Annotated in this window: 17 protein-coding genes, 1 pseudogene and 1 riboswitch; of the genes and pseudogenes, 9 read left to right on the forward strand and 9 right to left on the reverse strand. The window is 63.6% G+C overall.

Features of this window, described 5'->3' with window-relative positions; all coding sequences use genetic code 11:
- Window positions 1-179 precede the first annotated feature (179 nt).
- Window positions 180-2,606 carry a TonB-dependent receptor gene (locus HH213_RS00985; RefSeq protein ID WP_229263240.1) on the forward strand — a complete coding sequence of 809 codons (2,427 nt, stop codon included), beginning with the start codon at window positions 180-182 and terminating at the stop codon, window positions 2,604-2,606.
- Here HH213_RS00985 and HH213_RS00990 read toward each other — a convergent pair.
- The 3 genes from HH213_RS00990 to HH213_RS01000 are packed head-to-tail and all read right to left on the reverse strand — an operon-like array spanning window position 2,601 to window position 7,445.
- Window positions 2,601-4,163: an FGGY-family carbohydrate kinase gene (locus HH213_RS00990; protein ID WP_169110203.1), complete on the reverse strand. Its 1,563-nt coding sequence runs from the start codon at window positions 4,161-4,163 to the stop codon at window positions 2,601-2,603. The two genes, HH213_RS00985 and HH213_RS00990, sit on opposite strands and share 6 nt — an antisense overlap.
- Window positions 4,164-4,179: 16 nt before the next feature.
- On the reverse strand, window positions 4,180-5,859 hold the full coding sequence (locus HH213_RS00995) for a glycerol-3-phosphate dehydrogenase/oxidase (RefSeq protein WP_169110205.1): 1,680 nt from the start codon (window positions 5,857-5,859) through the stop codon (window positions 4,180-4,182).
- Window positions 5,856-7,445, reverse strand: coding sequence for an FAD-binding oxidoreductase (locus HH213_RS01000; protein ID WP_169110207.1), 1,590 nt, complete (start codon window positions 7,443-7,445; stop codon window positions 5,856-5,858). Before HH213_RS01000 ends, HH213_RS00995 begins: the two co-directional genes overlap by 4 nt.
- Before the next feature lie 101 nt (window positions 7,446-7,546).
- Between HH213_RS01000 and HH213_RS01005 the strand changes: the two genes are divergently transcribed.
- Entirely contained in the window at window positions 7,547-8,569 is a 1,023-nt protein-coding gene (locus HH213_RS01005; RefSeq protein ID WP_110848840.1) for an AraC family transcriptional regulator, read from the forward strand.
- On the opposite strand, the gene HH213_RS01010 is transcribed toward HH213_RS01005, so the two are convergent.
- The 3 genes from HH213_RS01010 to HH213_RS01020 are packed head-to-tail and all read right to left on the reverse strand — an operon-like array spanning window position 8,566 to window position 11,021.
- Window positions 8,566-9,006: a hypothetical protein gene (locus HH213_RS01010; protein ID WP_229263241.1), complete on the reverse strand. Its 441-nt coding sequence runs from the start codon at window positions 9,004-9,006 to the stop codon at window positions 8,566-8,568. The genes HH213_RS01005 and HH213_RS01010 overlap by 4 nt on opposite strands.
- 11 nt (window positions 9,007-9,017) lie before the next feature.
- Window positions 9,018-9,542 carry an SRPBCC family protein gene (locus HH213_RS01015; RefSeq protein WP_169110209.1) on the reverse strand — a complete coding sequence of 175 codons (525 nt, stop codon included), beginning with the start codon at window positions 9,540-9,542 and terminating at the stop codon, window positions 9,018-9,020.
- Window positions 9,543-9,575: 33 nt separating this feature from the next.
- Window positions 9,576-11,021 (reverse strand): cytochrome P450, encoded by a 1,446-nt coding sequence (locus HH213_RS01020; protein WP_229263242.1) that lies wholly within the window; start codon window positions 11,019-11,021, stop codon window positions 9,576-9,578.
- Between the two features lie 68 nt (window positions 11,022-11,089).
- Between HH213_RS01020 and HH213_RS01025 the strand changes: the two genes are divergently transcribed.
- A complete protein-coding gene (locus tag HH213_RS01025; RefSeq protein ID WP_169110211.1) occupies window positions 11,090-11,488 on the forward strand; it encodes a VOC family protein in 399 nt (132 codons plus the stop codon).
- Here the strand turns inward: HH213_RS01025 and HH213_RS01030 are convergent.
- Window positions 11,485-11,685 (reverse strand): hypothetical protein, encoded by a 201-nt coding sequence (locus HH213_RS01030; RefSeq protein WP_110848843.1) that lies wholly within the window; start codon window positions 11,683-11,685, stop codon window positions 11,485-11,487. The two genes, HH213_RS01025 and HH213_RS01030, sit on opposite strands and share 4 nt — an antisense overlap.
- A gap of 9 nt (window positions 11,686-11,694) precedes the next feature.
- On the reverse strand, window positions 11,695-14,520 hold the full coding sequence (locus HH213_RS01035) for a M16 family metallopeptidase (protein WP_169110213.1): 2,826 nt from the start codon (window positions 14,518-14,520) through the stop codon (window positions 11,695-11,697).
- 93 nt (window positions 14,521-14,613) lie between these two features.
- Window positions 14,614-14,744: riboswitch (FMN riboswitch) on the forward strand.
- A gap of 94 nt (window positions 14,745-14,838) precedes the next feature.
- Between HH213_RS01035 and ribB the strand changes: the two genes are divergently transcribed.
- Window positions 14,839-15,498, forward strand: coding sequence for a 3,4-dihydroxy-2-butanone-4-phosphate synthase (gene ribB, locus HH213_RS01040; protein WP_169110215.1), 660 nt, complete (start codon window positions 14,839-14,841; stop codon window positions 15,496-15,498).
- On the opposite strand, the pseudogene HH213_RS01045 reads toward ribB, so the two are convergent.
- Window positions 15,495-16,876: pseudogene (locus HH213_RS01045) on the reverse strand (MFS transporter). The gene ribB and the pseudogene HH213_RS01045 overlap by 4 nt on opposite strands.
- 84 nt (window positions 16,877-16,960) lie before the next feature.
- Here HH213_RS01045 and HH213_RS01050 point away from each other — a divergent pair.
- The 5 genes from HH213_RS01050 to HH213_RS01070 are packed head-to-tail and all read left to right on the forward strand — an operon-like array spanning window position 16,961 to window position 20,788.
- Window positions 16,961-17,827 carry a LysR family transcriptional regulator gene (locus HH213_RS01050; protein WP_110849188.1) on the forward strand — a complete coding sequence of 289 codons (867 nt, stop codon included), beginning with the start codon at window positions 16,961-16,963 and terminating at the stop codon, window positions 17,825-17,827.
- Window positions 17,828-17,867: 40 nt separating this feature from the next.
- Complete coding sequence (locus HH213_RS01055; protein WP_174864377.1) at window positions 17,868-18,656, forward strand: MlaE family ABC transporter permease; 789 nt, start codon at window positions 17,868-17,870, stop codon at window positions 18,654-18,656.
- A 4-nt stretch (window positions 18,657-18,660) separates the two neighbouring features.
- On the forward strand, window positions 18,661-19,629 hold the full coding sequence (locus HH213_RS01060; RefSeq protein WP_110848846.1) for an MlaD family protein: 969 nt from the start codon (window positions 18,661-18,663) through the stop codon (window positions 19,627-19,629).
- Window positions 19,626-20,282: a hypothetical protein gene (locus HH213_RS01065; protein WP_169110217.1), complete on the forward strand. Its 657-nt coding sequence runs from the start codon at window positions 19,626-19,628 to the stop codon at window positions 20,280-20,282. The genes HH213_RS01060 and HH213_RS01065 overlap by 4 nt, the downstream gene beginning before the upstream one ends.
- Window positions 20,279-20,788 carry a DUF2867 domain-containing protein gene (locus HH213_RS01070; protein WP_169110219.1) on the forward strand — a complete coding sequence of 170 codons (510 nt, stop codon included), beginning with the start codon at window positions 20,279-20,281 and terminating at the stop codon, window positions 20,786-20,788. Before HH213_RS01065 ends, HH213_RS01070 begins: the two co-directional genes overlap by 4 nt.
- Window positions 20,789-20,813 lie beyond the last annotated feature (25 nt).

The following is a 20,813-nucleotide window of genomic DNA, read 5'->3' on the forward strand; positions in this document are numbered from 1 at the left end:
TCATTGTGCAAACAAAGGCTGCACGGCACGGGGGCAAAAAGGACAGACGGGGAGCCGAAGCGGCCACGCAACACCTGGGCCGTTTGGCCGTGTGGGCGTCCTTGTCTGTCCGATCCGGCCCCCGGCATGGCAAAGCACGCGTCTACATTGAAAAAAAACCAAACAACCGAGGAGAGACCGTGAAGCCATCTGCAGTGAAGCCGCCACCCCGTCCTATGCGCATCCTTGCGCGCAGCATCGCCCTTGCCTTTGCCGGCACCATGCTTCACCACGCCGCGCAGGCGGACGACGACATGCAGAAAGTGATCGTCACCGCGCAGTCGCGCGCACAGTCGGCGCAGGAGGTGCCGATTTCGATGGAAGTGGTCACCGCGCGCGACATCCAGAACCTCGGTGCGCGCAACCTCGGCGACCTGACCGGCTATCTCCCCGGCCTGCAAGTGGACGCCACCCAGGCCACGCAGCCGATCTTCGGCATCCGCGGCGTGCAGGCGGGCGACTTCGGCATCGGCACCGATACGCCGGTCGGTATTTATGTGGACGGGGTCTATACCGGCAAGACCGGCGGCGCGCTGATGAACTTCATCGACATCCAGCGCGTGGAAGTGCTCAAGGGGCCGCAAGGCACGCTGTTCGGCCGTAACAGCGCCGCCGGCGCCATTTCGGTGGTGACCAATGAACCCGAGGCGGACTTCGACGCTTCCGGCCATATCAAGGTGGGCGACTACGGCCGCGCCAATCTGGACGCGATGCTCAACGTGCCGCTGGGCGCGACCACCGCTGCGCGGCTGGTGTTCGTGCGCGACACCAGCAACGGGTGGGTGCGCAACGCCACCACCGGCACTCGCACCGCCGGCGACAACTCGTGGGCCACCCGCCTGTCGATCAAACAGAAGGCCGGCGACGCCACGCTGCTGCTGTCGTGGGAACACGAGCAGTTGCGCCAGCACGGCTGGCCGGCGTTCGGCGTGGTCAAGGGCACTGCGCTGCCGATGGCCGGCTACACCGGCGTGTACGATGCCGCCTACGTCGCCAACTTCAGCGATCCGCGCAAGACGCCATTGGAGAACGACACCGACGGCCGCGAGACCCGCAACTTCGACGGCGTAACGCTGCGCGCCGAGCTGCCGCTGGGCGGCGTCACGCTGCGTTCCACCACCGCCTACCGCACCTTCTCCTCGCTCAACCTGACCGACAACGACGGCACCGCGCGCAACGATTTCATGCTGGCCACCCAGGACCAGAAGAAAGCCTACAACTGGCAGCAGGAATTCAAACTGTCCGGCGCCACCGATAAACTGGACTGGGTCGCGGGCGTGAGCTTCTACGACAACCGCGAACGCCAACGCAGCTCCGCCATCGTCAATACCCAGACGCTGGACAGCATCAGCCTGATGCAAGGCGGCAGCGCCGATTTGGCCTCCTTGTTTTCGGGCCTTGGCGAAGCCGGCGTGCCCGGCGTGGATAGCAACTCGGTATTCGGCTGGGAAGAAAATAACTACGCCAGGCTGCACACGCGCGCCGCGTCAATTTACGGAGATTTGATCTGGCGTCTGGCACCCGGCACGCGCCTGACCACAGGCCTGCGCTGGAGTCGCGACCGTAAGGAGATGCAGTGGTATGTGCCGGGCCGGCAGTCCGCCGCGCTGGACACGCTGCTCAACACCTACGGCCCCGCTGCCGGTATCGACGCCTCCGCGCTGCCGGCCAACGTCATCTTCGCCGCTGCCGGACCGCTGGCCGCCACGCCGGTCAACGCCACTCACAGCTGGACCGACTGGAGTCCGCGCCTGGTGCTGGATCATAAATTGACGGAAGACCTGCTGCTGTTTGCGTCACTCTCGCGCGGCTACCAGGCTGGCGGCTTCAATGTCTTCACGCCGCCGAATCCCGCGTCATCCAATCCGCGTGAGCGCGACCCGAGCTTCAATCCGGAGAAGATGACCAATCTTGAACTGGGCTTCAAACTATATGCGCCGTCGCTGCGCGCCACATTTAACGGTTCCTTATTCGCCTACCGCTTCAAGAATCTGCAGGACGTCAAACTGGGAGGCAGCAGCGCCATCCCCACCTACAACATCATCAACAGCGACCAGGAAGCGAAAGGGCTGGATCTCGATGGCCGCATCCGCATCACGCCACGCGTCATGCTGTTCGCCGGCGTGGAACTCATCGACCAGACCTACCAGCGTTTTGAAACCACCGACACCAGCGGCGCCACGCTCAATCTGTCCGGCCAGCCCGTCGGCACGCCGGTGTTCAGCGGCATGGCGGGCGTCAACGCCAACTGGGATGCGCTGAGTGGCCGCATGAGCGCCACGCTACAAGGAAGCTACCACGGCAAGAACCGCTGCAACGACGACACCCGCGCGCTGCAATGCCTGAACGCCCCTGCCTTCCGCACCGGCACCGCCGTCAGCAAAGCTGACCTGCGCGTGGGCTGGGACACGGCCGACGGCAAATTCGGCATCGGCCTGCTGGTCAACAACCTGTTCGACAAGCGCTACGTCTACAACCTGGATGGCCAAACCAAAGCCTTCGGCCTGCCCTACGCCAGCATCACCGCCCCCCGCAGCATCGCCCTCGAACTGCGCGGCAGCCTATAGCTGCTCTGGATAGCCGGTGATGTCGGCGATTTGCTGATACATCGGCTGGAGTTGCTTGTACATGCGGAGGTAGACGCGCCGGTATAGCTGGTCGTAGATTTGCTGGTTGGCGGCGATGGGATGGAAGATGCGGCCGGGGCGCGTCATGGCGCGGGTGGCGGTGTCGAAGTCCTTGTGCAGCCCGAGACCGGCGGCGATGGCGATGGCGGCTCCCAGGCCGGAGGTTTCGTAGACGTGCGCGCGGGCGGCTGGCAGGCCGAAGATGTCGGCCGTCAGCTGCATGGCGGCGTCGCTTTGCGATCCGCCGCCGGCGATACGCAGCTCCGTCACGGCGAGGCCGCTGCGCTTCTCGATGCGCTCTTTCCCTTCGCGCAGCGCATACGCCAGGCCTTCGAGAATGGCGCGGTACATATGGGCACGCGTGTGCACGTCGCCGAAGCCGATCATGGCGCCCTTGGCTTCCGGGCCGGGAATACGGATACCCGGACTCCAGTAGGGTTGCAGCATCAGGCCCATGGAACCCGGCGGCACTTCGTTGACCAGCCGGTCGAACATGGCTTCCGGTGCCAGTCCCTGCTCCGCGCCGGTCATCTGCTCCAGATGGCCAAACTGCTCCTTGAACCAATTGACCATCCAGTAGCCACGGAAGATCTGCACTTCGGTGCTGTAAGCGCCCGGCACCGCAGCGGGATACGGCGGAATAAACGGCGTGACTTCGACGTATTTGCGACTGGTGGTGTTGATGGTGGCCGTGGTGCCGTAGCTCAGACAGGCGATGTGCGGTTCCAGGCTGCCGGCGCCGATGACTTCGCAGGCTTTGTCGGCGGCGGCGGCCACCAGCGGCGTGCCTTCAGGGATGCCGGTCGCCGCAGCGGCAATAGCGGTGATGGCGCCGATCACCGTGCCCGGCGCCACCAGCTCGGACAGCATGTCCCTCCGAACGCGCAAGGCTTCCCATTTCCAGTCACGCGCACCGGCCCATTTGTGGCGCTTGTAGTCGAACGGCAGATACGCAACCTGCGATCCGATCGAGTCGACATGCCGTCCGCACAGGCGATAGTTGAGGAATCCCGACAGCAGCACGTATTTATGCGTCCTGGCCCAGATCTCCGGCTGATGCTCGGCGATCCAGTTGATCTCCGCTTCGCGGCGGAAGTATTCGATGGTGCTGTCCACGCGCGCCAGCTTGAAGGCGGTACGCCACCACAGGCTCAATGGCTTTTGCTTGCCGACGCGACGCTGGTCCAGCCAGGTGATCGCAGGCCGCAGCACCCTGCCGTCGCGGTCCAGATTGACCACCGTGCCGCGCTGCGTGGTGACAGCCACGCCTTTGATGGCGCTGCGTGGAATATCGGTGCTGCGCCACAGCTGCTGGCACGCGGCGGCCACGGCGTCCCAATAGCCATCGGCGTCATGCTCGGCCCAGCCGGGATGAGCGGAGAAATAGGCTTGCAGATGGATCTGTGCTTTGGCTGCGAGGTTGCCGTTCAAGTCGAACAGCAGCGCGCGCACGCTTTGCGTGCCGTTGTCGATGGAGAGCAGGTATTGGTCTGCCATGATGTCTCTTTATATTTTATGTTTTGGGCACGCTGTAATGCGCGCTCCATAGCGCCAGGTAGGCTGCTTGTTCCTCGTCCCAGCGCTGGGCGTTCCAGCCCAGTTCCGGCTGGCAGATGCTGCGGATGCGCGGCAGGACGTCGATGCCACCGCCGCGCAATTGAATGCCGATGCGACTGCGGCGCAGCAGCAGGTCTTCCAGCTTGCAGACGTCTTCATGGCGCGCAGCCCAGCGCAGTTGGGCCCAGATGGTTTCCGTGCCGGCGATGCAGGACAGTTCGTCCGGCTGCGCAGTATCGACCAGCGCTTGGGCGTCGGCGCCGTAGCGGCCTTGCAGGCGTTTTGCTTGTCCTGCCGGCAGATCTGGCAGGTAGCGCAGTGGCGGCGTAGCGGCGAACACTGGTTGCGGCGTCAGCTTGTCGCGCAGTTCCGGCAGGCGCGTGGCGGCCAGCTTGAGCGCGTCCAGTGCGATGACGCGGAAGGTGGTCAGTTTGCCGCCGGTGACGGTGAGCAGGCCGTGTTCCAGCCATAGTGCGTGATCGCGCGTCTCTTTGGAGGGATCGGCTTTGCCGCTGTCGATCACAGGGCGCACGCCGGCGTAGGTGGCGATGATGTCGTCGTCGGTCAGGTGCAGTTGCGGGAATTGGGCGTGCAAGGCGGTCAGCAGGTAGTCGCATTCGGCACGCGTAATGGCCGCTTCGCGCGACAGGTCATCATGGTGATCGACGTCCGTCGTGCCGACCAGCGTTACGCCTTCCCAAGGATAGGCGAAGACCGGACGGCCATCGGCCGGGTGCATCAAACTGATCGCCTGCGCCAGCGGCAGCCGCCACGCCGGCAGCACCAGATGGCTGCCGCGCAAAGGCCGCAAACGCCGCGTGCTATCACTATCACCACCGCTGCCACTGCCGCTATCGCCATGGCCAACGCCTCGCTGTCCGCTGCCGCTCTTTGCAGCCGGCGGCGACAGCGTGCGGGCCGTCCTCGGCGACGGCGCACGCAATCCTTCGGCCCATGCGCCAGTAGCATTGATGACGAGCCGCGCGCGAACCTCGTGCTGCGCGCCGCTCAGACCGTCCCGTAGCCGCACGCCGCACACGTCGCCAGCCTCTCCGGTGGCCGTGTCGACAGCATCCCCGCACAGCAGCGTCTCGGCGGCCATGTAGTTCAGCGCCGCGCCGCCATGGCGGCGCGCCTCTTGCAGCACGCGCAGCACCAGCCGCGCATCGTCCGTCTTGGCGTCCATGTAGACCATTCCACCCTGGAGACCGTCGGTGGCCACATTCGGCGCCAGCGCCGCAAACTCTTCGCGGCCGTAGTAATGCCGTCCGCGCTGCCCCGCCATGCGGTCATAAATCGCCAGCCCCGCCAGAAACGCCCGCTTGCCCGGCTTGCGCCCCACATAATCGCCAAACGCGAAACTCTGCGGCTCCACCAGCCCTGCCGCCTGCCGCAGCAGATGCTCCCGCTCATGCACCGACTCGCGCGTCAAACCAAACTGCCCTTCCTTCAGATAGCGCAAGCCGCCATGCACCAGCTTTGAAGACCTGCTCGACGTGCCCCACGCAAAGTCGCGCTGCTCCACCAGCAGCACCCGTAAACCCCGCCGCGCCGCCTCCAGCAGTATCCCGGCGCCGGTAATGCCGCCGCCAACCACTACCAGATCCCACTCACGTGCGAAGTCCGCGCGGCTCATGGCGCCAGCTTCCCAGGATTCATGATCTGCTGCGGGTCCACATGCGCAAACACAGCGCGCAGCGTCGACATGCCCAGCCAGCCCTTCTCCGCCGCCAGATACGGCGCATGATCGCTGCCCACGCCATGCTGATGGCTGATCGTCCCGCCATTGTCCACAATCGCCATCGACGCCGCCTTCTTCAACGACTTCCACCGCGCCAGGTCGGCCTCGTAGTCGCCAGCAAGTCGGTACACAAAGGTCGTATAAACACTCGCCCCCTGCGCATACAGATGCGACAAATGCGTGTAAGCGTGCACCTGCTCCCCATACTGTCCCAGCGCAGCAGCGCCAGCCGCCTCCACCGCCCGCATCATGATCTCCACGCGCGGCCAATCGACCGCCGTCTCCACCGTATCGATGGCATAACCATGCTGCCAGGCCGCGTTGCGCAGATAGACATTGCGGAAGCGGTTCTGTTTCCACTTCTCGCCCATGGTGCGGCCCACGTGCACGCCACCATGCGGCAAGGTCAATACCAGCGCCTCGCGCAACGCCGCCCGCGCCAGCGACTTGCGGCCGCTCACGCCGATCATCAGCATGCACTTATCGCCCTTGCAGCCACGCAGCGACAGATACCCTTCCAGCAGCGAGATCATTTTCTTGTGGCCCGCCAGCGCCAGCATGGTGGTCGTCTCCAGCGGATTCGACAAACGCAGCATCGACAGCGACAACCCAGCCTGCACCACTTGCCTGACGGCCGTTTCCGCCGCATGCCAGTTCGGGAAGAACACCGCATGAAACGCCTCGTACTCCGGCGCCGGTGTCACGCGCACCGTAGCCTCGGTCAGAATGCCCATCCGCCCTTCGGAACCCAGCACCATCTCGCGCAGATCCGGCCCCGCCGCCGATGCCGGAAAGGTCGGCAGATGCAGCGTGCCGGATGGCGTCTCCATCGAGCCGCCACGGAACATCTGCTCAATGCGTCCGTACTTCAAGGACTGCTGCCCCGACGAACGCGTAACGATCCAGCCACCCAGCGTCGAATACTCAAACGACTGCGGAAAGTGACCCAGCGTATAGCCACGGGCGCGCAACTGCGCCTCCAGATCCGGCCCGAACACACCGGCGCCAAACGTCGCCAACTGCGACTCGGTATCCAGATACAGCAACTGCCGCATGCGCGTCATGTTCACCGCCACCGACGGCATGCCGGACGGCGCCGTCAAATGTCCGGCCACGCTGGTGCCGCCGCCCTGCGGGATCAGCGCCGCCCCATGCTGCGTCGCATAGGCCAGCAGTTCGCGCACATCCTGCGCGCTTTGCGGATACGCCACGCCATCCGGCGCCCGGCCGATCACGCCATAGCGCAGCCGCAGCCAATCCGGCAAACTCTGGCCCAGCGCATTCCGCAATCGCACCTCGGGCGAAGTATCGATCAGCACATGCTCGGGCAAACGCGATGCACCGATCTGCGCGCGCGCCTGCGCCAGGCCGGCATCCCTTACCGGCCGGCCGGCGCCTATGCGCTGCACCAGAAACGCCAGCGCATCCGCATGCAGCGCAAACTCAATCAACTCATCGCCCCAACCATTCCAGCGTCTCATTGTTTTTCTATCTCCCTGGCGGTGCGCTTGCTATACTGCGAACGCACCGATTATTCACCAATTGAGATTAAAACAATGCCGCCCGCCGGTATTGCGCATTCATGACATCCCCCTTGTTCGATCATGCCAAACGCGTCGCCGGCTCGTATCTTCAGCCGCTGCTGGAAGCTGCCGCGTTGCGCGGCGTAACAGCACAGGCGCTGGAACAGGCAGCCGGCCTGCCGCCAGGCGCGCTGGAGCCGCCGCCGGAATCGCTGCCGGCCGACGTCTACGTACGCCTGCTCGACATCGGCGCCGAACTGGCCAACGATCCGCACTTCGGCCTGCATGTCGGCCAGTGCGTCAAGCTTGGCACCTACACCGTGTACGGTCTGATACTCCTGAGCTGCCGCCACTTCGGCCAGGTGTTCGAGCAGACCATGCGCTACGAGCAGCTGGCGCATGACCTGGGCCGTTCGGCCATCACCATCGACGACGACATCGCCCACTACACCTGGCATAGCAACTACAGCAGCGCGCACCGCCACCTGGCCGACAGCGTATTCGCCGGCATCCGCGTGTTCAGCAACTGGCTGGCCGGGATCACGCTGCCCGCCAACCAGCTGACGCTGACGCACGACGGCGGCCCGCCCGAACTGCGCGAAGAATATGTGAAGGTGCTGGGCGATATGCCGCTGTTTAACGCCGAGGCCAACGTCGCCAGCTTCAATGCCATGATGCTGTCATGGCCGGTGCCGAATGCAGACGTCAGCCTGTATCCGGTACTGCAACAGCACGCGGAACAACTGCTGCAACAACGCGCGAACAACGCGCCAGCCATCACGCAGCAGGTGCATGACGCCATCGTCGCCAGCCTGTCGGGCGGCCAGGTAAGGCTGGCCACCATCGCCGAGGTATTGAAACTGTCGCCACGCACGCTGCAACGCAAATTGAGCGACGCCGGCGCCACCTTCCAGCAGGTGCTGGACCAGGCCCGCTTTGCGCTGGCCAAGGAGTATCTGAAACGGCAGGAACTGAACCTGGTCGATATCGCCTTCCTGCTGGGCTACCAGGAACAGAGCGCGTTCAACCACGCATTCAAGGAATGGGCCGGCATCAACCCCGGCGCCTGGCGCAGCGGCTAGATGCGCAGTCCGCGCACGCGGATAAAGGGACCGATGCAGCGCTCAAGATTAGGCTCCACGCACATCACGAACAGCGTGCCGCTCTGGTTGAATTGCAGGTAGCTGGTCACGGCGCGTCCCGGCTTGGTGATATCGCCGCTGCAATCGGGCTTGCCATTATCCTTGGTGATGGTGTCGACCTGCTTGTAGAAGCCATTCTTGTCCGGCTGGTCGGAGACGGTAAAGGTGGATTCGGCCACCTCCTCGTTGCTGAACACCAGCGTGCTGCCGTCGGCGCGCATGCGGTAAGTCTCGCTGCAGGTACTATCGGGCAGCATGATCCGCCAGATGCCGATGAGCGGATGGTCGTGCCGCAGCGGCGCAGCAGCCGCCGGCATCGCTGCCGTTGTGACCAAGAGCGCCACCATCATCGCCAGTATCGTCCACGCCGTCCGCATCGCGCGCCTCCTTATTTTTCCGCCGCCGTTTTCATTTTCGCCAGGCCGCTGTCGAACGCCGGCCCGATCATGCTGTCCATGCTGATAAACACGTTCATCATCTTGGCCATGAAATCGCTATTGCCGGACATGGTCCAGCGCACCGTGGTGGTGTCGCCGTGCGGCTCCAGCACGAAATCCGTCATCGAGCTGGAATTCACCGGCGTCAGGAAGTCCAGCTTGATGCCCACCTTGGTCGGCGTCAGGCTGACCACTTCCATGCGGCCGGCGCCGACATCCTTGTTCCCCTCCCAGGCGTACACCGCGCCGAGATCTTTCGGTGCGCCGCTGAAGGTGCGCTTCATGGCCGGGTCCAGCCCTTCCCACGGCGACCACTGAGGCCAGTTGTGGAAGTCGCTGATCAGCGGCTGGATTTTTTCAGGCGGCGCCTTGATGACGATCGAGCGTTGCACGCTGTACGTCGACGGCTGGATCGCGGCCCAGGCCAGCAACACCAGCACCAGCACCGATATGCCGATAATGATTTTCTTGAACATGGTTGTTTTCCTTTTTATTGTGACACGAGCCTATCATGTTTTGCGCGCCAGCCGGACCGGCAACGAGTCCGGCGTCATGGTGAAGGTGAAGCACTCGCGCGCGGCAGGCGCACCGACCACCCGCTCCAGCGCGAAATGCCGCACCAGCATCGACATCACCATTTTAATCTCCGCCATGGCCAGATAACGCCCCGGACAGAAACGCGGCCCGCCGCCGAACGGCAGCAGCTTGCGGCCGGGATCATCGCCGTGCGCGGCCGCGCCGTCAAGCCAGCGTTCGGGCAAAAAGCGCTCCGGCTGCGGCAGCTCGCACTCGCGCTCCGACGCATGGCGCAGCAGCAGGAAGATCACCGTCCCCGCCGGCACGACCAGGTCGCCCAGCACCACATCCTGATTCGGCTCGGCCGCCATGAACGGCGCCACCGGCTTCAAGCGCATCGCTTCGCGGGTGGCGGCGTCGATGTACTTCAACTGGTCCAGCAGATGATAATCTGCCAGCACCGCCCGTTCGCCCAGCACCTGCTGCGCCTCCTGCGCCATGGTCGCGGCGGCGGCCGGATGGTCGGCCAAAAAGTCGATCAGCCACGCCGCCGTGTTCGAAGTCGTGTCCTCGCCGGCAAACACCATGGTGATGGCATTGCCCACCACCGCTTCGTCGGTGAAGCCAGAATCCGGCTCGTCGCGCGCCACGATCAGCGCTTCCAGCAGATTACCGGGCTTGAGCCGCCGCGCCGGATTTTCCGCCAGCCGCTTGCGCGCGTCGGCGATAAAGCCGAAGATGGCCTGCTGGATGCGCGCCGAGGCGGCAATCGCCTCATGGTCCTGCGCGCGCTTCAGTACCGGCACGCGCCAATAGGCAAACGGCGTGGTCAGGCGCCGCGCCACCAGCTTGAACAGAAATTCAATGTCGCGCTGGAGCGGATGCTCTTCCAGCTCCAGCGTGTTGATGTCCTGCCCCATCGCCAGGCCGATGGTCACGTCCAGCGTGTACGCCTTCAGGTCGCGTAGCAGGTCGACCGGCTGGCCGGCTGCTAGCGCGCTTTCCCACCGCAGCCGCAGGCGGTCGGTCATCGCCGCCAGCATCGGGAAAAAGTGATGAATAACTTCCGGCGTCAATGCCCGCATGACCAGCTTGCGCTGGCGGCGCCAGTCCTCGCCCTCTGCGGTGAACAGGCCGCGTGTGCCGATCTCGTTCAGCATTTCCGCCGTGCGGCTGGAGCGGCGCATCATGTCCGGCCGGTCGCGCAGCAGCGCCACGATCATCTCGCGGTCGGCGGTCGCCAGCATCTGTTTGCGCATGATGCGAAACCGGTACAGCGGCCCGTACTCGCGCCCCCAGCCCTCCAGCACCTGGTGGAATGGCTGCGCGCGGACCTCGCGCACATTGCCCAGCAGCGGCCGCGCCTTCGGCCCAGGCAGGTCGGCAATGTGACGTAATGGCGCCAGCCCCGGCGTGAGTTCCATGGTGATTTTGCCCATAGTTGTTCTTCTCCGCGTACACTATATCTCCAAATGTTGACGATATACTCACTCGCCGGAGGATGCAAATGCTGTCGCACGTTTATGTGGGGATTAACAACTTTGAGCCGGCGCTGGCGTTCTACAGCGCGGTAATGGAAGTGATCGGCGCCCGTCAGCGCTTTGTCGACACCATCCGGCCGTGGGCCGCATGGCAGCCGGCGGAAGATGCGCGGCCGTTGTTCATCATCGGTGCGCCGTACGACGGCCAGCCGGCCAGTTGCGGCAACGGCCAGATGATTTCCCTGTTGGCGACCTCACGCGAGGTGGTGGACCGCGCCTACGCCGCAGCGCGGGCGCACGGCGGCGCGTGCGAAGGCGCGCCGGGCCTGCGGCCGCAGTACCACGCCAACTACTATGGCACCTACTTCCGTGACCCGGAGGGGAATAAACTCAGCGTCGTCTGCCACGACGCTTTTCCGGATTAGGCCAGCGCTTCCTTGGCCGCTTCCTCCGGCGTCAGGCCGTCGTAGAACTGGTCGGTGAACCATTCCACCTGTTCTTCGATATGGTCCTGCGCCTCTTGCACCGTGGCGCCGCCCTTCACCAGGAAGCCCTCCACTTCAATGCACCAGTTAATCAGTTCCAGGGTTTCCGGGTCCAGCTCTTCTTTTTTCTTTGCCATGATTGCTCCTTACTTCTCAGGGTACAGCACCACTTGCAGATAGTTGTTGGTATCGAAGTAGCGCTGTGCGGCCTCTTTCAGGTCCGCCGTCGTCAACGCGTTCACGCGCGACTCATAAGTAAGTATATCCTCTGGATTGTTATTATTGAAGAAGGCATTCTGCAGGGACGCCATCCAATAGCCATTTTCACGCAAGCCCTTGCGGTAACCCTTGATCCAGGAAGCCTTCACCTTGTTCAGGTCCGCCTCGTCGACACCGTCGTGCTTGAGCTTCTCGATTTCGGCGAAGGTGGCGGCCAGCACCTTGTCCACGTTCTCCGGCGCGCACGGCAGATTGGCGTTGATGGTGTAATTACCGTAGGGGATGCGGCTCATGCTGCCGCTCATGCCGCCGCTGTACATCGCGCCCATCTTCTCGCGCAGCGTCTCAATCAGCTTGATGTTCATCACCTCGACCAGCGCCTGCAAGCGCATGCGCGCGGCGCGCGAGTATTCAACGTCGCCGGTGAAGGACAGCGAAATGGTGCTCTTCGGCTCCGAGCCGGCATGCACTTCCTTCTTCACCACGCCCTTGATCGGCCGCACGCCTTCGTCCTTGAAGGCCACCGGGATCTCGCCCACCGGCAGGCTGGCGATGTAATTGGCGATCAGCGGCTTGATCTTCTCCACATCAAAGCTGCCGACGATGAAGAAGGTGAAGTCGCGCGCGCTGGACAGGCGGCTGTTGTAGATATCCAGCACGCGGTCCAGCCCCAATTGATCGAAGTCCGCCGGACGCGCCGCGCGCAGCACGCGCGGGCTATTGTTGTACAGCGTTGCCGTCACAGTATCGTAGAACACCGACTCCGGCCGGGCCAGATTATTCTGCGCCAGTTCGCGCTGGCGATCGACGTAGGCGGTATAGATGGCGGCATCCTTGCGCGGCTGCGTCATCTGCAAGTAGACCAGTTGCAGCATGGCTTCCACGTCCGAACTGCCGGACACGCCGCCCACCGATTCATTGAGCGAACTGACATTGGCGGTGGAGCTGACGCTCTTCCCTGCCAGTACCTTGACCAGGTCATTCGGCGTGTAATTCAGCACGCCCATCTGGCCGACGATGCTGCTGGCGTACTGCGCGGCGAAGACATCGCTATCCGGCAGCAGTGACCAGCCGCCGTAGCGCAAGCCGCCCAGGATCACCTGATCGTTATTGAAGTCCGTCGGCTTCAGCACCACCTTGACGCCGTTGCTGAGCGTGAGCTCTGTGGTGCCGATTTTGGCGTCAAATTTTTCGCTGACGATGCTGCCGGCCTTCGGCGGATTGGGCATCAGCTGGGTCGCGTAGACCTTGTCTTCCATCGGCTTGACGGCGATCTTCTCGGCCGCGCTGGCAGTGCTGACCAGGTCATCGGCCTTCGGCTGCACGATGCCCGGCTTGTCGATGCCGCTGTAGATCACCAGCTTGCTCTGGTTGTCCGGAATGGCGGCGCGCACGGCGGCGTTGACCTCGTCCACCGAAATGCTCGGCAACAGCTGGTTGACGTAGCGGTATTCGGCGGCGATGCCGGGAATCGATTCATCTTCCAGGAAGTTGCGGATGTACTCCGCGGCATAGCCGCCGGAATCGGATTTTTCACGCTCGTTGTACATACGCTCATAGTTGCGCAGCATGCCCTTCTTGGCACGCTCCACTTCCGACGCGCTAAAGCCGTACTGGCGCGCGCGCTGGTCTTCCTGCACCAGCGCATTGATGGCCGGCGTAACGCCGCCCTTGCCCAGCACCGCACCGGCGCCATATGAACGATAGCCGCGCACGATCTTGTTCATGCCGCTGCCGCCTTGCAGGAACGGCGGGTTGGCCTGCTGCGTCAATTCAAACATGCGCTGACTGAGAATAAAGCTGTACAGGTTCTCGACCAGCTTCTGGCGATAATCGCCGAAGGTGCGCTCTTCCGGCAGGATCTGGATCGGGTAACGGATATACACCGTGTTGGCGCTGACTTCCTTGTCGGTGAAGACGATGCCTTCCGAGTCCTGGCGTTCCGGGATGGTGGCGTAAGCGCGCGGGCGCGGATGGGCAGGATTTTTCAGGTGGCCGAAATGCTGTTCGATCAGGCGCTGCGCCGCAGCCGGCTCAATATCGCCGACCACCACCACCGCCATCAGGTCCGGCCGATACCAGTCGCGGTAAAAGCGCTTGATGGCGTCGTACTTGAAGCCCTTGATGATGTCTTCTTTACCAATCGGCATACGCTGCGCGTAGCGTGAGCCATTCAGCACCTTGGGCAGCACCACCTTGTTCATGCGGTCATCCACGCCTTTACCGAGACGCAGTTCTTCCAGCACGATGCCACGTTCGCTGTCGATATCGGCATCGTTGAAGGACAGGCCATGCGCCCAGTCTTCCAGCACCTGGAAGCCCTTGTCGACGATTTCCTGTTTATCGGTCGGTATCGGCAGGATGTAGACGGTTTCGTCGAAGCTGGTGTAGGCGTTGAGATCTGCGCCGAACTTCACGCCGATCGACTGCAGGTAGGACACCAGCTCATTGCGCTTGAAATGCGTGGAGCCGTTGAACGCCATGTGTTCGGTGAAGTGCGCCAAGCCTTGCTGGTCCTCGTCTTCCAGGATCGAACCTGCCTTGACCACCAGCCGCAGCTCCAGCTTTTTCTCCGGGCGGCCGTTCTGCTGGATGTAGTACGTGAGGCCATTGGCCAATTTGCCAACCTTGACCTGCGGACCCACTGGAATCGGGTCGCTCAGCTTCGGCGCCGGCAGATCGTCGGCTTGCGCCAGGAAAGAACACGCCAGGATTGCAGCGCCGGACAGGATACGCAGGGTAATCAGCTTCATTCCGAATGCACAAAATCTAAGGGAACGGCTACCTTACACCGAATTCCCCGGTTTAGGCTAAAATCCTGTTGCCCGCCACTTGGCGGGTAATAACAACGTCTTCGGGGCGGGGTGTAATTCCCCACCGGCGGTAAGGTTCACAACCAAGCCCGCGAGCGCAGAAATGCGCAGATCTGGTGAAATGCCAGGGCCGACGGTTAAAGTCCGGATGAAAGAAGATGTGCGCTTGACGCATCCTGCTGCCCACTTGTGGCGCGGCTGGCTGCGCGTATTCGCTTGCCCTGTCGCGTTCCTGATTCTTACAAGGAGCGTATCACCATGCTGGACCACACCTCTGTATCCCCTTATTCCCTTGTTTCCGACGATCTGGAAGGTCGCATCCACGCGGCGCTGGAAGCCATGCGCGCCGGCGTGCCGGTCATCCTGCTGGACGATTTCGACCGCGAAAACGAAGCGGACCTGATCGTCGCCGCTGAAAAAATGACCGTGCAGACCATGGCCATGATGATCCGCGAATGCAGCGGCATTGTTTGCCTGTGCCTCAATGCCGACCGCGTGCGCGAACTGGAGTTGCCGATGATGGCGGCGAATAACGGCAGCCGTTACGGCACGCCGTTCACCGTGTCGATCGAGGCGCGCGAAGGCGTGACCACCGGCGTCTCGGCGGCGGACCGCGTCACCACCATCCGCGCTGCGACGGCGGCCAATGCCAAGCCGTCGGACCTGGTGCATCCGGGCCATGTATTCCCGCTGCGGGCGACGCCGGGTGGCGTGCTGTCACGCAAAGGCCATACCGAAGGCTCGGTGGACCTGGCCACCATGGCGGGCCTGAACCCGTCGGCGGTGCTGTGCGAATTGATGAACCCAGACGGCACCATGATGCGCGGCACCGACATCGAACGTTTCGCCGAACTGCATCAGATGCCGATCCTGACTATCGCCGAAATGATCGAGTGGCGCACCAGGCACAATGCCTAAACAGGCTTGACTAGTTTGACGTAGCGGTACACCAGGCACAACGCGCCTGCGTATGCCGCTACGATCAGCGTGAACGCCAGCGGCAGCCGCATTCCCCACGCCGGCGCCATATGCATCACTGTCCCCATCATCGCCACACCCACCAGCGCGCCGATCTGGCGATTGGCATTCAGCGCCGCTGCCGCACTATTGGCATGCGCCTTGCCCGCCACCAGCATCACCGTCGCGGTCATGCCCGGTATCGCAATCCCGATCGCCACATTCATCAGCACCGCCGCCGTCACCAGCTGCCAGTACGGCGACTCCGGACGCAAGCCAAACAGCATCACCAGCGCCATGCCCAGGCCAACCAGCAAACCATACATCATCGGCGGCCGCGTGCCCACCCTCGCAGTAATCCGGCCGGATGTCAGGTTACCAATCGCAAAAGCCGCCATCATCGGAATCAGCTTCACACCCGTTTGCAACGCATCCGCCCCGCCCTGCTGGATAAATAAACTCAGCAAGAACAACTGCCCGAACACCGCAAAATTAATCAGGAAGCCCACGCCATTGGCTGCGGCAAACGCCGGCGTCTCAAACAAGGCCTTGGGCAGCAAGGGATGCGCGCCGGCCCGCTCGCGCCGCACCAGCAATGCAGCCGCCGCTATCGCCACCACCGCCGCCATCAATACCGCCGCCGAGGTCCAACCCAAGGCCGGTCCCTCGATCAGCACAAAACTCAACGCCGCAAGCGTCACCACGCCCATCACATGACTCAGCATCGACAGATCGCGTGCATGGCGCGACGTCGCTGGCGCCAGCATCTGCGTCAGCACAATCCCCACCACGCCAATCGGCACATTCACCCAGAACACGCTGCGCCAGCCAAATTCGTGCACCAGCAGCCCCCCACCAGCGGCCCGGCCGCCGACGAACAACCGACAATCGCCGACCACGTGCCCAGCATGCGCGCCCGCGTGGCCTGATCTTCATAAGCATGCGTCAGCAAACTCAAAGAACTGGGCATGAACAGCGCCGCCCCCACGCCCTGCAACAGTCGCGCCGCAATCAACGCATGGCCGCTGGGCGACACCGCGCACAGCACCGAACCGAGGATAAACACGCTCAGGCCGCCCTGATACACGGTCTTGGGGCCGAAGCGGTCGGCCAGCGCGCCGCCCGCCATCAGCAGCGCGGCGAAGGTCAGCGTGTAACCGTCCACCACCCATACCAGGCCAGTCAGCGGCACCGCCAGGCTGACGGAAATATCAGACAACGCCGTGTTGACGGCGGTGACATCGATCATCGCCATCACAAAACCGATGGCCAGCGTCATCAGCATTAATAAAGGAGGCACCTGACGGGCTGGCGCCGCAGTGGAAATGGAAGTATTCATGCCCGCATGGTAGGCCGCTTGCATGATGCAGTAAATACGCATAACATCGGCACTCTGATGCAAAAATGCATCATGGAGCACACCATGGATTGGGACAACGCCCGCATTTTCCTCGCCATCTACCGCAAAGGCACGCTGCGCGCCGCCGCTGCGCTGCTGGACATCGACCAGGCCACCGTCGGCCGCCGCCTCAACGCGCTGGAAAAATCGCTCGGCGCGCGGCTGTTCCTGCGCACGCCGTCCGGCTACCTGGCCACGCCGGCCGGCGAACTGGCCGTCACCGCCGCCGAAAAGATGGAACAGGCTGCTCTGCAATTCCAGCGCGAGATGCAGGGCATCGACAACAGGCTGTCCGGCAGCGTGCGGGTGACCACCTCGGACACCATGGCCGCCCATTTCGTCCTCGCCGCCATGCAGCGCCTGCACGTGATGCACCCAGAAATCCGCATCGTGCTCAGTACCAGCACCGAGATCACCAGCCTGACGCGGCGCGAGGCCGACCTGGCAGTGCGTACCCTCAAGCCCACCAGCCCGGACCTGATCTCGCGCCACCTGACCCGTCGCAGCATGGGCCTGTACGCCACGCCGGACTATCTGAAAGAGCGCGGCATGCCGGTGCCGGGCAATGGCTTGGCCGGGCATGACATCGTCATTTATCAAGCATCGGTGGCGCCACGCCATCAGGAAAAAATCTGCCTGGAGCCGGTGCACAACGCCCGCGTGGCGATGGAAGTCAACAGCGGCCTGGCGCTGCTGGAGGCGGCGCGGCTGGGCATGGGTGTGACCGAACTGCCCTGCCACATGGCCGATGGCGATGCGCGCCTGGTGCGGGTGTGGCCGGAGCGCGTCGACCAGTACGACGTGTGGCTGGTGACGCACAGCGATTTAAGCCGCAGCGCGCGCGTGCGCGCCGTCGCCGACGCCATTATCGACACTTTCCCGGAAAAGTAACGTACACCAGGTTCACGCCCCGCAGTGCTAAGATGCCAACATGAGCATGCAAGCATCCCTTCCCAACCTCCTGCAACGGCTGCACCACGGCGCGGTCGCGTGGCTGCACAGCTGGTGGCGGCTGCTGCACTTCGCGGTGCTGATGTTCTCGGTGGCGCTGACGCCATCCAGCTATGGCCGCGACAAACGCCCGGTGCTGGCCGCCCATCTGGTGGCGGACACCGCCCCCAACCTGGCCTGGTATGGCGTGATGTCGGCGCTGGTCAGCCTGGTGTTGATCCGCATCGTGGTGGTCACATCACTGAGCTACGGCCTGTCGCGCTTTGCGCTGGAGATGGTGGTGCGGGTGCTGGTGCTGGAGTTGATCCCGCTGACCGCCGCCGCCTTTGTGGCGCTGCGCACCACGCTGCCGGCCGGACTGGAATTTGCGCAAAACCGCGCGGCCGACCGCGAGGTCACGGCACAGGAAATGCACAATGATTTCTTCCCGCGCGTGGCGGCCGGCATCTTCGCCGTGTGGATGCTGGCGGCAGTCAGCTGCGTGTTGACGCTGATCCTTGCCTACCTGTCGCTGTACGGCTTCACACCGTGGGCGTTGACCGGCTACACGCGCGTGGTCGGCCAGGTCTTCAATCCCGCCGTGACGCTGATCCTGGTCCTGAAGATCGTCTTCTTCAGCCTCGCCGTCGGCCTGATCCCGATGGCCTCCTCGTTCTACTTCGGCGCCAGCTACCGCAACAAGGTCACGCATGGCCTGTCGGACATGGTGCGGCTGTTTGCCGTGATACTGCTGATCGAAGTCGCCTCGCTGATGGGTAACTACTACTAAAACTATGACAGAACCAATCAATCAAGCCGCCCCTGTGCGCAATGCTGAATTCAAGGCCGCCCTGCTGCTGGTGCTGATGGCGGTGCTGGTCATCGGCTCCGCCCTGTACCTGCTGTACGCCCGCGGCGCGTTCGAATCGACCCAGACGCTGATTCTGCAAGCCGAGGACTCGGAAGGCGTCAGCGTCGGCATGGATGTCACCTTCGCCGGTTTCCCTATCGGCCGCGTGCGGCGCATTGAACTGAGCAAGGAAGGCAAGGCGCGGCTGGTGGTCGATGTACCGCGCGACGACGCCCACTGGCTGCGCAGCTCCAGCATCTTCACGCTGGAACGGGCGATTGTCGGCGGCGCCAAGCTGCGCGCCTTCAGCGGCATCCCCACCGATCCGCCGCTGGAAGACGGCGCCACCCGCTCGCTGCTGGTTGGCGATGCGGCGGCCGAGATCCCGCGCCTGCTGTCGGCAGCCAAAGACCTGCTGCAAAACCTGAACGACCTGACGGCGGAAAATTCCGCGCTGGCCGCCAGCTTGGCCAACGTGGCTGGCGTTACCGGCAAGCTGAATGGCCCGCACGGCGCCATGGGGCTGATCGCCGGCGACGACAAGAACGCGCAGCAGCTGACCGAACGCGCCAACAAGCTGCTGACCACCGTGAACGCGCTGACGCTGAAGGCCGATAGCCTGATCGGCCATGCCGACGAACGCGTCTTCGGCCAGCAAGGCGTGATGACGGACGCGCAGGCCACCATCGTCCAGCTTAACGGCCTGCTGGCGGACGCCCGCAATTCGCTGAAGAAAATGGATGCGGTGCTGGTGGAGGCGCAAGCGGTGGCGTCCAACACCAAGGAAGCCACGGCCGATCTGGGCACGTTGCGCGGCGAGGTGGAAAGCAGCTTGCGACGCGTCGAGCAGCTGGTCAATGAAATCAACCGCAAATGGCCGTTCAAGCGCGATACGGAGATCAAGCTGCCATGAAGAAGAGTATCGTCATCACCGCCCTCGCCCTGTCATTGGCCGCCTGCGGCAACAACCCGCCCGTACCGGACTGGCAGATGAACGCCAAAAACGGCATCGACCGCGCCACCGCCGCCTACATGGAGGGCAACGCCCGCGTGGAAGCGGCCGAATACAAGCGCGCCCGCGAAGCCTTGTCCAGTACCGGAAAAATCGATCTGATCATCCGCGCCGAACTGACGCAATGCGCCGCCCGCGTGGCCGCGCTGGTATTCGAGGACTGCGCCGGCTTCGACAAACTGGCGCAAGACGCCAGCCCCGCCGACCGCGCCTACGCCGCCTATCTGGCCGGTCGCGCCACCGCCAGCGACGCCGCGTTGCTGCCCGCCCAGCACCAGCCGGTCGCCGCAGCGGCGAGCGACGCAGCCGCCGCCAGCGCCGTGCAGGCCATCACCGATCCCTTATCGAAGCTGGTCGCCAGCGGCGTGCTGCTACGCGCCGGCAAAGCCAGCCCGCCGGTGCTGGCAGGCGCGGTGGATACCGCCTCCGCCCAAGGCTGGCGCCGGCCGTTGCTGGCCTGGCTGGGGGTACAATCCATGCGCGCAGAACAAGCCGGCGACAGCGCCGAAGCCCAACGCATCAAACGCCGTATCGACCTGATTACCGCAAAATGACTATCGCCGCCATCGCCACCACGGCCATACCGCAACATACCGAAATCGCCCAGCACCTGCACGGCGCGGACTTCCACGATTGCTATCAGACAGACATCGCGCCGACCTCCGAATCCGCGCTGGCGCTTTACCTGAAAGTGGTGGCTGCCACGCCGCGCTGGGTCAACGCCATGATGACGATGCGTAACCGCATCGTGCAGCTGGTGGGGCTGAAGAATCTGGGTGCGCTGGGCGACACCGACGCAGCCAAGCCGGCCAGCGCCTACCGCGTGGGCGACCGTGTCGGCATCTTCTCCATTGTCTACCTCAGCGACCAGGAAGTCATCCTCGGCGACTCGGACAAGCACCTGAACGTCGAAGTCTCGGTCTGCAAGCTGACCGACAAGGTGGCCGTCAGTACCGTGGTGCACACCCGTAATGCGCTGGGCCGCATCTACATGATGTTCGTAGCGCCGGCCCACCGCCGCATTGTGCCGGCCACGCTGAGGAATGCCCGCTTCCTGTAAAATCCCCGCTTCCAACGAATCGAGG

The sequence above is a fragment of the Duganella dendranthematis genome (genome assembly GCF_012849375.1).
Lineage (GTDB): Bacteria > Pseudomonadota > Gammaproteobacteria > Burkholderiales > Burkholderiaceae_D > Rugamonas > Rugamonas dendranthematis.